This is a genomic window from Polaribacter cellanae (genome assembly GCF_017569185.1).
GTDB classification, from domain to species: Bacteria; Bacteroidota; Bacteroidia; order Flavobacteriales; family Flavobacteriaceae; genus Polaribacter; species Polaribacter cellanae.
On sequence record NZ_CP071869.1, the window covers coordinates 78,872 to 92,192 of the forward strand.

The 13,321-nt window shown below is 30.9% G+C and carries 13 protein-coding genes; 10 read left to right on the forward strand and 3 right to left on the reverse strand.

Annotated features, from left to right (window positions below; genetic code table 11):
- Positions 1 to 32: 32 nt before the first annotated feature.
- The 10 genes from J3359_RS00375 to J3359_RS00420 all read left to right on the forward strand — a co-directional run bounded on the left by J3359_RS00375 (position 33) and on the right by J3359_RS00420 (position 9,486).
- Entirely contained in the window at positions 33 to 428 is a 396-nt protein-coding gene (locus J3359_RS00375) for a GxxExxY protein (RefSeq protein WP_208078714.1), read from the forward strand.
- Positions 429 to 470: 42 nt separating this feature from the next.
- Positions 471 to 1,502, forward strand: coding sequence for a uroporphyrinogen decarboxylase (gene hemE, locus J3359_RS00380; RefSeq protein ID WP_208078716.1), 1,032 nt, complete (start codon positions 471 to 473; stop codon positions 1,500 to 1,502).
- Positions 1,503 to 1,580: 78 nt separating this feature from the next.
- Positions 1,581 to 2,486 carry an oxygen-dependent coproporphyrinogen oxidase gene (hemF, locus tag J3359_RS00385; RefSeq protein ID WP_208078718.1) on the forward strand — a complete coding sequence of 302 codons (906 nt, stop codon included), beginning with the start codon at positions 1,581 to 1,583 and terminating at the stop codon, positions 2,484 to 2,486.
- 110 nt (positions 2,487 to 2,596) lie between these two features.
- Positions 2,597 to 3,988, forward strand: a complete 1,392-nt coding sequence (locus J3359_RS00390; RefSeq protein WP_208078720.1) for a sensor histidine kinase — start codon at positions 2,597 to 2,599, stop codon at positions 3,986 to 3,988.
- Positions 3,988 to 4,689: a response regulator transcription factor gene (locus J3359_RS00395; protein ID WP_208078722.1), complete on the forward strand. Its 702-nt coding sequence runs from the start codon at positions 3,988 to 3,990 to the stop codon at positions 4,687 to 4,689. The genes J3359_RS00390 and J3359_RS00395 overlap by 1 nt, the downstream gene beginning before the upstream one ends.
- A 215-nt stretch (positions 4,690 to 4,904) precedes the next feature.
- A complete protein-coding gene (locus J3359_RS00400) occupies positions 4,905 to 5,090 on the forward strand; it encodes a hypothetical protein (protein ID WP_208078723.1) in 186 nt (61 codons plus the stop codon).
- A gap of 216 nt (positions 5,091 to 5,306) precedes the next feature.
- A complete protein-coding gene (locus J3359_RS00405) occupies positions 5,307 to 6,554 on the forward strand; it encodes a transposase (protein WP_496559661.1) in 1,248 nt (415 codons plus the stop codon).
- Positions 6,555 to 6,718: 164 nt separating this feature from the next.
- Positions 6,719 to 7,126, forward strand: coding sequence for a hypothetical protein (locus tag J3359_RS00410; RefSeq protein ID WP_208078725.1), 408 nt, complete (start codon positions 6,719 to 6,721; stop codon positions 7,124 to 7,126).
- A 182-nt stretch (positions 7,127 to 7,308) separates the two neighbouring features.
- Complete coding sequence (locus J3359_RS00415) at positions 7,309 to 8,646, forward strand: dihydrolipoamide acetyltransferase family protein (RefSeq protein ID WP_208078727.1); 1,338 nt, start codon at positions 7,309 to 7,311, stop codon at positions 8,644 to 8,646.
- 105 nt (positions 8,647 to 8,751) lie between these two features.
- Positions 8,752 to 9,486 (forward strand): hypothetical protein, encoded by a 735-nt coding sequence (locus J3359_RS00420; RefSeq protein WP_208078729.1) that lies wholly within the window; start codon positions 8,752 to 8,754, stop codon positions 9,484 to 9,486.
- Positions 9,487 to 9,806: 320 nt separating this feature from the next.
- On the opposite strand, the gene J3359_RS00425 is transcribed toward J3359_RS00420, so the two are convergent.
- The 3 genes from J3359_RS00425 to J3359_RS00435 all read right to left on the reverse strand — a co-directional run bounded on the left by J3359_RS00425 (position 9,807) and on the right by J3359_RS00435 (position 13,257).
- Positions 9,807 to 11,453: a dihydrolipoamide acetyltransferase family protein gene (locus J3359_RS00425; RefSeq protein ID WP_208078731.1), complete on the reverse strand. Its 1,647-nt coding sequence runs from the start codon at positions 11,451 to 11,453 to the stop codon at positions 9,807 to 9,809.
- A 3-nt stretch (positions 11,454 to 11,456) separates the two neighbouring features.
- Positions 11,457 to 12,446, reverse strand: a complete 990-nt coding sequence (gene pdhA, locus J3359_RS00430) for a pyruvate dehydrogenase (acetyl-transferring) E1 component subunit alpha (RefSeq protein WP_208078733.1) — start codon at positions 12,444 to 12,446, stop codon at positions 11,457 to 11,459.
- Positions 12,447 to 12,585: 139 nt separating this feature from the next.
- Positions 12,586 to 13,257: a hypothetical protein gene (locus J3359_RS00435; RefSeq protein WP_243765963.1), complete on the reverse strand. Its 672-nt coding sequence runs from the start codon at positions 13,255 to 13,257 to the stop codon at positions 12,586 to 12,588.
- Positions 13,258 to 13,321 lie beyond the last annotated feature (64 nt).

Below are 13,321 nucleotides of genomic sequence, written 5' to 3' on the forward strand. Positions count from 1 at the left end.
CCCAAAGAAACAAAGATAGCTAAGAAGTAAAAATGGAATATGTAAGTTCACTTTCAGAAAATGAAATTTCTAAGATAATTGTTGATTGTGCTTATAGAGTTCATAAAACTCTTGGCCCTGGTTTATTAGAAAGCACCTATGAAACTTGTTTATTTTACGAGTTGGATGAAAGAAATTTAGTAGTTGAAAGACAAAAAGTACTACCTGTAGTCTATAACAATCTAAAATTAGAAGCTGGTTATAGAATAGATTTATTGGTTGAAAATAAAGTAATTATTGAACTAAAATCGGTTAAAAAGTTAGATGATGTTCATACAGCACAAATGATAACGTATTTAAGATTATCAGATTGTAAACTTGGGTTATTAATAAATTTTAATGTGAGTTTAATCAAATACGGAATTAAAAGAATAGTGAACAACTTGTAAAACCTTTGCGAACTTTTGCGTCTTCGCGGTTAATAAAATATTATGATAAAAAACGATTTATTTTTAAGAGCATTAAAAGGAGAAACTGTAGATAGACCACCAGTTTGGATGATGCGTCAAGCAGGAAGATATTTACCAGAATTTCAAAAAATCAAAAAGAAATACGATTTCTTTACACGTTGTCAAACTCCAGAATTGGCATCAGAAATTACGGTGCAGCCAATTCGTAGATATGGAATGGATGCTGCAATTTTGTTTTCAGATATTTTGGTAATTCCACAAGCTATGAATATTCATGTGGAAATGAAACCAAATTTTGGGCCATATTTACCAAATCCAATTCGTACTCAAAAAGATTTAGATTCTGTAATTGTACCAGATATTCGAGATACTTTGGGGTATGTAATGGATGCCATTAAAGCAACCAAAGAAAAGCTGAATGACGAAGTTCCTTTAATCGGTTTTGCAGGCTCACCTTGGACAATTTTATGTTATTGTGTACAAGGGCAAGGTTCTAAAAATTTCGATAAAGCAAAGGAATTGTGTTTCACAAACTCTGTGGTTGCACATAGTTTATTACAAAAAATTACAGACACCACAATTGCGTATTTAAAAGCAAAAGTTGCTGCTGGTGTAAATGCAGTTCAAGTGTTCGATTCTTGGGGCGGAATGTTGTCTCCTACAGATTATCAAGAATTTTCTTGGCAATATATACAGCAAATAATTGATGCTTTAAAAGATGAAACACCCGTAATTGCTTTCGGGAAAGGTTGTTGGTTTGCATTGGATAAAATGGCAAAATCAGGCGCCTCTGCTTTGGGTGTAGATTGGACGTGTTCCGCAAGAAATGCACGTTATTTATCTGGTGGAAATATAACCTTACAAGGTAATTTCGACCCTACAAGACTGTTTTCCCCACCATTAGAAATCAAGAAAATGGTTACTCAAATGATTAACGAATTTGGAAAAGATAAATACATTGTAAATTTGGGTCATGGAATTTTACCAAACATTCCTTTAGACCATGCTAAAGCGTTTATAGATGCTGTAAAAGAATATAAAAGCCCATCTTAATCTTCCCAAAGGGAAGAAACTTGGAGCGGTTTTAGAACAAGAGTTTCCTTTCCTTTGGAAAGGAGTAAGGATAGGATTATGAAGAATAAATTTTTTACATACATAGAAAATCTCCAAGACCAAATTACTTCAAAATTAGAAGCAATTGATGGAAAAGCTAAATTCCAAGAAGACAATTGGAAAAGAGCAGAAGGTGGTGGAGGTAGAACTCGTGTGATAGAAAATGGCGCAATTTTCGAAAAAGGAGGTGTAAATATTTCTAAAGTATTTGGCGAATTACCAGTAGCATTAAGAGAACAATTTGGCGTAGAAGAAGGTAATTTCTTCGCTTGCGGGTTGAGTTTGGTTTTACATCCAATAAATCCTTTTGTGCCAACTGTGCATGCAAACTGGCGTTATTTCGAAATGTACAATTCAGCAGGAGAAATTGTAACCCAATGGTTTGGTGGAGGTCAAGATTTAACTCCTTATTATTTGTTTAACGAAGATGCAATACATTTTCACACAGTTTGTAAAAAAGCTTGCGATAAACATCATTCAGATTTTTATCCGAAATTTAAAGAAACTTGCGACAACTATTTCTGGAATTCGCACAGAAACGAAGCACGTGGAATTGGAGGTTTGTTTTTCGATTACTTAAAAGAGACTGAAGAATTTTCAATACAAGATAGGTTCAATTTTGTTACAGAAGTTGGAAATAGTTTTTTAGAAAGCTATGTTCCAATTGTAGAAAAAAGAAAAGAAACTTCGTTTACAAGAGAGCAAAAGGATTGGCAAGAAGTTAGAAGAGGTAGGTATGTGGAATTTAATTTGGTGCATGACAGAGGTACCCTTTTCGGTTTAAAAACAAACGGAAGAATAGAAAGTATTTTAATGAGTTTACCACCAATTGTTCAGTGGAAATACGACTACCATCCAACAGAAAATTCTGAAGAAGAAAGGTTGTTAAAAGTTTTAAGAAAACCTAAAAATTGGATTTCTTAGAAAATATAAAAATGCAAGACTAATTTAGTCTTGCATTTTTGTTTTAAGTTAACGCAAGGTTAACGTGCTAATTTTTCATTAAAAAGAAAAAGGAATTCTTATTTTTGAAAATGCGTAAAAAAATTAGACTTCTTATTATTGCATCTATTTTAGGTTTATTAGCACTCTCTTTAGTACAGGCTTATTTAATTAACAACACCTATAAATTAGAAAAAGACGTTTTTATTTCTGAAACCAGAGAATCTATTTCGAGGATAGACGATTTATCGCCAAGTTTAGATCAAATGAACGATGCTTGGCAAGCCTATTTCTTAAATGTTATTGCAGATTATCAAGTTAAAAAAATAACGAAACAAGAAGTTTTACAAAATTTAAATTCCATAACAGATTCTATTAATAACACATATATTAACAAATTTAAAACGGAATTATCTAAGAGAAATATTGGTTCTAATCTTAAATTTCAAAAGCAAGTAAAAACAATTATTCTTTTAGATAGCATTAAAAACGATACGGTTTTTCAATCACAAACAAAACCTTCTTTTCGTTTATTAGGAGACGATTTTTCCATAGAAGATGGCCACAAAGTAAGTAATTCTATGTGGTTAACAGACCATACTTTTCAAAAAATTATTAATGGAAAAACAAAGTCAGTTACTTTTAATCTTCAGTTCGAAACCCAAGATTTAATGAATATAGATGGTTGGGAGAAAATTGTGCTAAGAAGAATGGCGAGTTTGTTAATTCTCTCTGTTTTTATTTTCTTATTTGTTTTTGGCCTATTGTATTATTCCATAAAAAATTTAATCACACAAAAGAAAATTGCAGATATAAAAACCGATTTTGTAAATAACATAACACACGAATTAAAAACACCTTTGGCGACCTTAACTTTGGCTACAAAAATGCTGAAAAAAGATGAAGTAAAACAACAGCCAGCTATTATAGAAAATACTGTAAGCACTATAGAAAGACAAAATATTCGTTTGCAAAAATTGATAGATCAAGTATTGAATAATTCTTTAGGTTATCAAGAAATTAAATTACACAAAGAAGTTGTAAATACAAACGATTACTTGGATATGATTGTTAATGATTTTCAACTTTCTTTAGATTCAGAAAGTATAAAAATCTATAAGAATATTACTGTAAATAAAGAAATTTCAATTGATAAGTTTTATTTTACCACAGCAATTTTAAACATTTTAGAAAATGCAGTTAAGTACGGAAAAGAAGGTTTAGAAATACATATTTCAGCAAAAATAAAACACAATTTTACAATCTCAATTAAAGATAATGGCATTGGAATTCCTAAAAAACAACAACCATTTTTGTTTGATAAATTTTACAGAGTTGGTAATAAAGAAGTCCATAATGTAAAAGGTTTAGGGTTGGGTTTGTATTACACACATCAAATAATAAAAGCACATAAAGGTAATATTTTTGTTGAAAGTGAAGAAAATGTCGGAAGTACATTTACCATTAAAATTCCTTTAAAATAATGGGCACAAACAAACATATCTTATTGGCAGAAGACGATATCGATTTTGGAAGCATTTTAAAACAGTATTTAGAAATGTCTGGCTTTTCTGTAGAATGGACAAAAGATGGAGAAGAAGCTTTAAAAATCTTTCAAAAAAATAATTTTAATATTTGTGTGTTAGATATAATGATGCCAAAATTAGACGGGTTTTCTTTAGCTGAAAAAATTATAGAAATTAACCCAGAAATTCCTTTTATTTTCTTGACTGCCAGAAAAATGAAAGAAGATAAATTAAAGGGGTTAAAATTGGGGGCAGACGATTATATTGTAAAACCTTTCGAAGCAGATGAATTGGTTTTAAGGTTGAATAATATTCTAAAAAGAACTCAAAAATTATCAACAAAAATAAATAAAGACGAAATTTTAACCATTGGTAAGTATCAATTCAATACCAGGAGATTAGAGTTAAAAATGGATGAGAATATGCAACAACTAACAGAAAAAGAAGGAGAATTGATTCGTTTTTTATATGTGCATAAAAATCAATTATTAAAAAGAGAAGAAATTCTAAAAGCTGTTTGGCAAAACGACGATTTTTTTACAGGAAGAAGTATGGATGTTTTTATCAGTAGAATTCGTAAATATTTTAAAGAAGATACATCAATATCCATAGAAAGCACACGTGGAATTGGTTTGGAATTTAAGGTTAATGAAACTTAACCTAAAAGAAGTTTTAACTTCTTTTAGGTTTTTAGTTGAATTAATCCCGTTGAAAAGCGGGGTTCTTTTTTGAGTTTTCCAAATTTTATAAATACATATACTTGTGTAAATGTAGTACCCATTTAAAGTTAATCGTAAGTTAACGAGTTGTATTTCTTTGTTTTAGGTGGTTTTGAGATATACATTTGTAGCATATTAATCTTAAACCTTTTATTATGAAATTTTTATTATTACCAGTATTAATTGCATCGTTTTTAACAACGAGTATTTTTTCTCAAACGACACCAAAAAAACCAAAAACGCCATCTACATCTACATCTAAAAGTACTTCTTATTCGATTACTTTCGATACAGATAGCAAAGAAGAAAATTCATCTGTATCTATAAAGGCACTTTCATAAAACAACGAATCCCTTGTTTTTACGAGGGATTTGTTGTATTTTGTAGCTATAATAAACCCCGAAAATGGCCAATATAGGCAAAAAACGGGGTTTTAATTTCGACAATTATGAAAGTACGAAGAATTTCTGAAATGCAACACCGCATTTCAATTTTTTCCCCTCAGCGAGAATTATGATGCTCATTATGCGCGATTTTTAGAGGGAGATTTAGGTAAAATCTACTCTGCAATTCCTTGGAATGATTTAGTTAGCTCTTTTGGTATTTCTGAACAATCAAAAGGGAGAAACTATCTTTTTAGTCCTAAAGGAAGACTAGGTTTAATGTTTTTAAAACATTATGCTAATTGTTCAGATAGAAAATTGATTGAGCAACTAAACTCGAATTTAGACTATCAATTTTTCTGTGATATAGAACTAGGTTTTGAACGCTTAACAAACTATAAAATAGTGAGCCAAATACGTTGTGAATTAGCAGAGAAACTCGATATTAATTCCATAGAAAAAATTCTATTCAACTCTTGGAAAAACGAAATTGAAAACCCCAATCAAATTGTAATGGATGCTACTTGTTATGAAAGTGAAGTTCGTTACCCTAGCATCCAAAAATTACTTTGGGAGTCGGTTCATTGGTTGTACAATCAATTACGTAAAACCTGCTCTATATTAGGGGTTAAAATGATTAGAAGTAAATATATCAAGTGGAAAAAACGTTATCAAGGATTTAGTAAAATGCGAAGAAAAACCAAGTCGAAACGTATTTCATTAACCCGAGGTTTACTCAATCTGTTAAGTAAATTTATCAACTTTGAAAAAGAGTTGTCAGAAAATCACAATATTGAGTTTATAGCTTTGTATTATAAGCGAATAAATACAATTCAAAGGATTTACAAACAACAAAAAGATCATTTTGATACAGGAGAAAAAATCAAAGATAGAATTGTAAGCATTCAAAAGGATTATATTCGTCCTATTGTTCGAGGAAAGGAAGTAAAACCTGTTGAATTTGGAGCAAAAGTTAACAAAGTTCAAATTGATGGAATTAGCTTTATCGAACATATTAACTTTAATGCATTTCATGAAGGAAATCGTTTTATTCAAACAGTCCAAAAAGCACAAGGATTAACTCGAAAAAAAGTAAAAATAGCTGGAGCAGATAAAATTTATGCCACCAATAAAAATAGAAAACACTGTAGTTCTAAGAACATAGAAACAGACTTTATCCCCAAGGGAAAAAAGCCGAAAAATCATAAAGAAAAAAAGCAACTTAGAGCTATTATCGCAAAAGAAAGAGCTACAAGATTAGAAGGTTCTTTTGGAAAGGATAAAGAATATTATCACTTACGAAAAATAAAAGCCAAAACTAAAAAGAATGAAATTCTATGGATATTCTTTGGAATACACACAGGGAATGCTCTTGAAATTGGCCGAAGAAAAATAGCTAAAACAGCACAACAAGTAGTCTAAATTTGAAGCATTGAATATAGTTTTATGGGAGAGGTATGTCTTGTTGGGAAGTTTTTAAGAAACTGAACACTTAAAACAGCTTTAAAACAAAAATTGAGGGTAGAATTTAAATAATTCTGCCCGCAATTTTAGCTGCATTTTTAAAAATAACCTATTTTCTGAATGTGCCTATAAAAAGAAACGATAATATTTATAAGTTTACAGCAAGATTTCATAAAAGTAAAACAGGTGCTATTAAAAAACTATTGGTAGACAAATTAGGAAATTCTAATCTAACGACTTCTGGAGATACTTTTAGATGGATTAAAACTGAAAATGGAGACAAATTATACGATTGTAAATTAACAGACGATACTTTAAAAATCTACGTAGATAAAGAATATGCAAATTCTAAAATTGTAGAAATGATGAGCGATTTTGGAGAGGTTTTAAAAGATGCCATTTCTGGTACAGACTCAAAAGAAGAGGCTAAAAAAATAGCAGAAAGTGAGCTAAAAAGTGCCGAAAGAGAATTGGAAAGAGCAAAAAGAGTGTTAGAAAAAGTGAAAAGAAGATTGGAAAGAAATAATTAATCTGTTATTATATATTTAATTTTTAAGCTAAAAACTGAATTATATTCAATATAATTTGTTTTTAGCTTTTTTTATTATGAATAATTTAAAAGTTTTAAGTTTAAAAAAAATCAATTTCATACTATTTTTAATGAAAAATCATTCATTTTTTAGTATTTTTGCATTCTTAAAAATTGATATAAATGGCAAGATTCGAATTAAAATTACCAAAGATGGGAGAAAGTGTTGCAGAAGCAACCATTACCTCTTGGTTAAAAGAAGTTGGAGAAACAGTAGAATTAGATGAAGCTATCGTAGAAATTGCGACAGATAAAGTAGATTCTGAAGTACCTTCTGAAGTAGAAGGAACTCTAGTAGAAATATTATTTGAAAAAGATGAAGTTGTGGCTGTTGGCGCAACAATCGCAATTATAGAAACAGATGGAGAAGATGAAAGTTCAGATAATGAAGAAACTGTCGTTTCTAGCGATTCCGAAATTTCAGTAGAGAAATCTCAAATTGCAGAAGTAGAAAAAACAGTAGAAAAAGCAAACAAAGTTGTTGCAACTCCAGTATCTAAAACTTCAAATACAGGTAAATTTTACTCACCTTTGGTTAGAAATATCGCCAAAACAGAAGGTGTTTCTATGGAAGAATTAGAAACCATTGCAGGTTCTGGTAAAGATGGAAGAGTTACTAAAGAAGATATTTTATTATATATAGAAAATAGAAAATCTACTCCAAAAACGACAGCAGTTCCTAAACAAGAAATTAGAGTTGAAAAATCAATCCCAAAAGAGGTTCAAAAAGCCACACCAGTTTCTGTAAATGGTGGAGATGAAATTGTTGAAATGAGTAGAATGGGTAAATTGGTTGCCAAACACATGGTAAACTCTGTTCAAACTTCTGCACATGTGCAATCTTTTATCGAAATCGATGTTACCAATATTGTAAAGTGGAGAACAAAAGTTAAAGATGCTTTCTTTAAAAGAGAAGGAGAGAAGTTAACTTTTACGCCAATATTAATGCACGCTGTTGCAACTACCATAAAAAAATATCCATTAATTAATATAGCTGTTGATGGAGAGCATATTATTAAAAAGAAAAATATTAATTTAGGAATGGCAGCCGCTTTACCAGATGGAAATTTAATTGTGCCTGTAATTAAAAATGCAGATCAGTTGAATTTAGTAGGCATGACAAAATCCGTAAATGATTTGGCTACAAGAGCAAGAAATAATGCTTTAAAACCAGATGAAATTCAAGGAGGAACATATACTGTAACCAATGTTGGTAGCTTTGGTTCTGTAATGGGAACACCAATTATTAACCAACCACAAGTTGCAATTTTAGCTTTAGGAGCTATTAGAAAAATACCTGCAGTAATTGAAACTCCAGAAGGCGATTTTATAGGGATAAGACAAAAAATGTTTGTATCTCATTCTTACGATCACAGAGTTGTAAATGGTGCTTTAGGTGGTATGTTTATTAAAACACTAAAAGAAACATTGGAAGCTTGGGATGTAAATCAAGATTTCTAAAAAGTTAAAATATCCATAGATTTATAAAACGTTCAGATTTTCTGAGCGTTTTTTATTTAGATTCAATTATATTCGCACATATAATAATATTAAACTTATAATAAAATGAAAAAATTGTTATTTTTATTCGTGTTGGTAGCAACAGTTAATGCAACAGCACAAGAAACAGCATTGTTAAGACTTAATTATGCGAAAGGAGATACTTATAAAATAGATATGAAAGTTACTCAGAATGCAGGAGCAGCAATGTCTTCTACTATTATGATGACTATGAAACAAAATATAACTTCTGTTACAGGAGATGTATTTACATCTAACATGAAAATCTCAAAAATGTCTATGGACATGATGCAAGGTGGACAAATTATGAGCTATGATTCGTCTAAAAAAGAAGAGGATTTAGATGAAACAGGAAAAATGATGGCGACTCAAATGGGGCCATTTTTAAAAGCTAACTTTACTTCTAAAGGAAATAATAGAGGAGAGGTTTTAGAAACCAAAGTAGAACCTAATGTTCCTGGAGCAGAAGAAATGTTAAAACAATCTGGAAATGTTGTCTATCCAAAAGAAACCGTAAAAGTTGGAACTGAATGGTCTATGGAAAAGAATGAAAAAGGAATGGAGTTAAAATTTACCTATAAAGTTGTAGAGATAACAGCTTCTAATGTAAAATTAGATGTTACAGGTACAGTTGGTGGAATGGCAACAGGAACAATTTCTGGAAATATGAATATAAACAGAAAATCTGGAATTCCTACAAATTCTAAAATAGATATGAAAATGGCACTTCAAGGGCAGGAAATTATTACGGGTGTAGTCTCTAAAATGGTAAAAATGTAATCTACATTTTTTTCAATTATAAGGGCTGTATAAAAATTAACTTAAAATAACAAGTTCTAAATTTTTATACAGCTTCTTTTTTTAATATTAGTGTTTCTTATTAAATTAACATTTTGTATCGCCTATAATTTTGTTTCTTTTTAGTATTATTTAAAACTTTAATACTTATTTTTCTAAAGATTTACCCTAATTTTTCGTTAAGGAAAATTTCTTTATTCTTTTTACTTGAATAAAGAATTCGTATAAGTTGTTCTCTAAATTGAAAATAAAAAAAAAACCAGCGAATTTCGCTGGTTCTATAAAATATATTTAAAAGAAAACTAGGCTAACATAGTAACAGGATTTTCTATAAATGTTTTTAATGTTTGTAAGAACTGAGCACCAACAGCACCATCTACAGTTCTGTGATCGCAAGTTAATGTCAATTTCATGGTGTTTCCAACAACTATTTGTCCGTTTTTAACAACCGGTTTTTCTACAATTGCACCTACAGATAATATTGCAGAATTAGGTTGATTTATAATAGACGTAAAATTCTCGATACCAAACATTCCCAGATTAGAAACCGTAAAAGTACTTCCTTGCATTTCTGCAGGCGTAATTTTCTTATGTCTTGCTTTGCCAGCTAAATCTCTAACAGTCTCACCAATTTGAGTTAAACTCATTTGGTTGGTATGTTTTATAACTGGCACTAATAAACCTTCATCTACTGCAACAGCAACACCAACATGAATGTGACTGTGATACACTGTATTATTATCTGTCCAAGAAGTATTTACTTGAGGATGTTTCTGTAAAGCCATCGCACACGCTTTTACAACCATGTCGTTAAAAGATACTTTCGTATCTGGTATTGCATTGATTGTTTTACGGGACGCGATTGCATTGTCCATATCTACTTCAATATTTAAACTGAAATCTGGAGCAGAAAACTTAGAATTTCCTAAAGATTTTGCAATTGCTTTACGCATTTGCGAATTTTTAACTTCTTCCGACTTTTCTTCTCCTGTAATAGAAAATGATGGAGTTGCAGCTTTAGATGCTGGGGAAGGAGTTTCTACAGAAACTGTTGCTTTAGGTGTATAATTTTCCACATCTTTTTTAATGATTCTTCCGTTTTCACCAGAACCATTTACATCTGCTAAATTAATTCCTTTTTCTGAAGCAATTTTCTTAGCTAATGGAGAAGCGAAAATTCTTCCGCCAGAATTATTAGTAGTTGTATTCGCAGTTTTTGTTTCTTCTTTTTTATCAGAAAATTTCTCTTCTTTCTTTTCAGTTTTTGTGTCCGATTTCTTTTCTGAGGATTTACCTTTTGTAGTGCCACCATTTTTAACCAATGCAGTAACATCTGTTCCTTTAGGTCCTATAATGGTTAATAAGCTATCTACAGGAGCAGTTTCGCCTTCTTGAACACCAATGTAAAGAATGGTTCCTTCATAGAAACATTCGAATTCCATAGTTGCTTTATCTGTTTCGATTTCTGCTAAAATATCGCCTTCTTCAACAGCATCTCCTTCTTTTTTTAACCAAGTTGCAACAGTACCATCTGTCATGGTATCACTTAAACGTGGCATTGTAATTACGTTAACTCCTTCTGGAGTTTCAGCAGAATCATCATTAGAATTTTCTTCTTTCGAATTTTCTTTTTTGTCTTCTTTAGATTCTTCTTTTTTAGCCGATTTTTCATCAGAAGAACCACCAGCTAAAAGATCGGAAATATCTTCTCCTTCTTCACCAATAATTGCCAATAATGTATCTACAGGAGACGTTTCGCCTTCTTGAACACCAATGTGTAATAAAACACCTTCATGAAAAGATTCGAATTCCATTGTAGCTTTATCGGTTTCGATTTCTGCTAAAATATCACCTTCTTCTACCTTATCTCCAACTTTCTTTAACCATTGCGCAACAACACCTTCTTCCATGGTATCACTTAAACGCGGCATATTTATAACTGTAGCCATATTCTAACTTATAAAAGGATAATCTTGTTGTTCATAAACCATATCATACATTTGTTGAGTTTCTGGAAATGGAGATTCTTCTGCGAATTTTTCACATTCTGCCACCATTTTCTTAACTTCTTTATCAATTGCTTTAATATCTTCTTCTGTAGCGTAGTTTTTCTCTAAAATAACATCTTTTACTTGTGTAATAGGATCTATTTTTTTGTACTCTTCTACTTCGTCTTTTGTTCTATAATGTTGTGCATCCGACATAGAATGTCCTCTATACCTATAGGTTTTCATTTCTAAGAAAGTAGGACCATCTCCACGTCTTGCTCTTTGGATGGCTTCATCTACAGCTTCTGCAACCTTAACAGGATTCATAGCATCTACTGGTCCACAAGGCATTTCGTATCCTAAACCAAGTTTCCAAATATCTTCGTGATTTGCGGTTCTTGCGACAGAAGTTCCCATTGCATATCCATTGTTTTCTACAATAAATATAACAGGTAATTTCCATAACATTGCCATATTAAAAGCTTCGTGCAAAGAACCTTGCCTTGCAGCACCATCTCCAAAACAAGTTAAGGTAACAGCATCGTTTCCTTTATACTTATCTCCAAAAGCAATTCCTGCTCCTAAAGGTATTTGTCCTCCAACAATTCCATGACCTCCATAAAAACGAAATTCTTTAGAAAAAATATGCATAGACCCTCCCATTCCTTTAGAGGTTCCTGTTGCTTTTCCAAACAGTTCTGCCATTACTTTTTTAGGGTCTTCTCCCATTCCAATTGGCTGTACGTGATTTCTGTAGGCAGTAATCATTTTATCTTTAGTTAAGTCCATTGCATGTAATGCACCCGCTAAAATAGCTTCTTGTCCATTGTATAAATGCAAGAAACCTCTTACTTTTTGTTGAATGTAAACCGAAGCTAATTTGTCTTCGAATTTACGCCAAAAAAGCATGTTTTTGTACCAATCTAAATAGGTCTGTTTGGTTATTTTTTTCATTCTAATGATTCTTGTTTATAATGAAGATTATAAAATTGAGTTTTTATAAATCGAAATACAAAAATAACTGTTTTAAATAGAATAAAAAAACATCATTTTTCGATTTAACTTAAACGATTTCGTTAAGATTTTTTACTATTTATTTATCTTTTGCTACTAACAATGTAGCTTTAGCATCTGTGGCTAAATTCCATTCGTTAGAAGAAAGCAACATACCAGCATCGTTATATACTTTAAAAGCAGCAGTGTTTGGCCCAGAAGTTCCTTGGTTTAATGCTAATATGGTTATTTTATTAATACCTACTTCCAAAGGAATGTTAAAACTTTGGTAACGTTGTTTTAATAGAATATTGGTAACCACTGGAATGTTATTTACTAGAATGGTAACTCTATCTCCATCTGGATATTGGTAATCTCTACAAATAATATTAACACTGTTAGAATTTGTTCGAATGCTCCCTAAATCTTGGTCTATTTTCGGATAAACATAGCGTCCGTTTATTTTCTTAAAAGCTTTTAAAAAACGAGCTTCAGTTAACTTTTTTTGAGTTAAAATTCCTTTATTTTGAAGATTTTCTTTGTCTTGTTGTTGCTTTAATTTTTCTTGCTCTTTTTCGTACGCTTTCTTAAAACCTAAGTCTCCTTTTAATTCTATTGAAGTTGGTTTTACAGAAACTTTTTTATTTTTTAAAGTAACAGAGGTTCCTTTTTCATTCACTTTTCCGCCATTTGTTTTATCTAATTGCCCGAAAAAGGGAACCGTAGATAAAAAACAGATTGTAAAAAATATAAACTTTATTTTTGTATTCATTTTGGAAACGTTTATCCTAACTAAAGCAAATATAATGCCGATTTTTGTTGAAATTCTTTCATTT

What these genes read in the sequence shown, in the direction of transcription:
- J3359_RS00375 (WP_208078714.1), top strand. Translation starts at nt 33, where the DNA reads ATGGAATATGTAAGTTCACTTTCAGAAAATGAAATTTCTAAGATAATT.
- hemE (WP_208078716.1), top strand. Translation starts at nt 471, where the DNA reads ATGATAAAAAACGATTTATTTTTAAGAGCATTAAAAGGAGAAACTGTA.
- hemF (WP_208078718.1), top strand. Translation starts at nt 1,581, where the DNA reads ATGAAGAATAAATTTTTTACATACATAGAAAATCTCCAAGACCAAATT.
- J3359_RS00390 (WP_208078720.1), top strand. Translation starts at nt 2,597, where the DNA reads ATGCGTAAAAAAATTAGACTTCTTATTATTGCATCTATTTTAGGTTTA.
- J3359_RS00395 (WP_208078722.1), top strand. Translation starts at nt 3,988, where the DNA reads ATGGGCACAAACAAACATATCTTATTGGCAGAAGACGATATCGATTTT.
- J3359_RS00400 (WP_208078723.1), top strand. Translation starts at nt 4,905, where the DNA reads ATGAAATTTTTATTATTACCAGTATTAATTGCATCGTTTTTAACAACG.
- J3359_RS00415 (WP_208078727.1), top strand. Translation starts at nt 7,309, where the DNA reads ATGGCAAGATTCGAATTAAAATTACCAAAGATGGGAGAAAGTGTTGCA.
- J3359_RS00420 (WP_208078729.1), top strand. Translation starts at nt 8,752, where the DNA reads ATGAAAAAATTGTTATTTTTATTCGTGTTGGTAGCAACAGTTAATGCA.
- J3359_RS00425 (WP_208078731.1), bottom strand. Translation starts at nt 11,453, where the DNA reads ATGGCTACAGTTATAAATATGCCGCGTTTAAGTGATACCATGGAAGAA.
- pdhA (WP_208078733.1), bottom strand. Translation starts at nt 12,446, where the DNA reads ATGAAAAAAATAACCAAACAGACCTATTTAGATTGGTACAAAAACATG.
- J3359_RS00435 (WP_243765963.1), bottom strand. Translation starts at nt 13,257, where the DNA reads ATGAATACAAAAATAAAGTTTATATTTTTTACAATCTGTTTTTTATCT.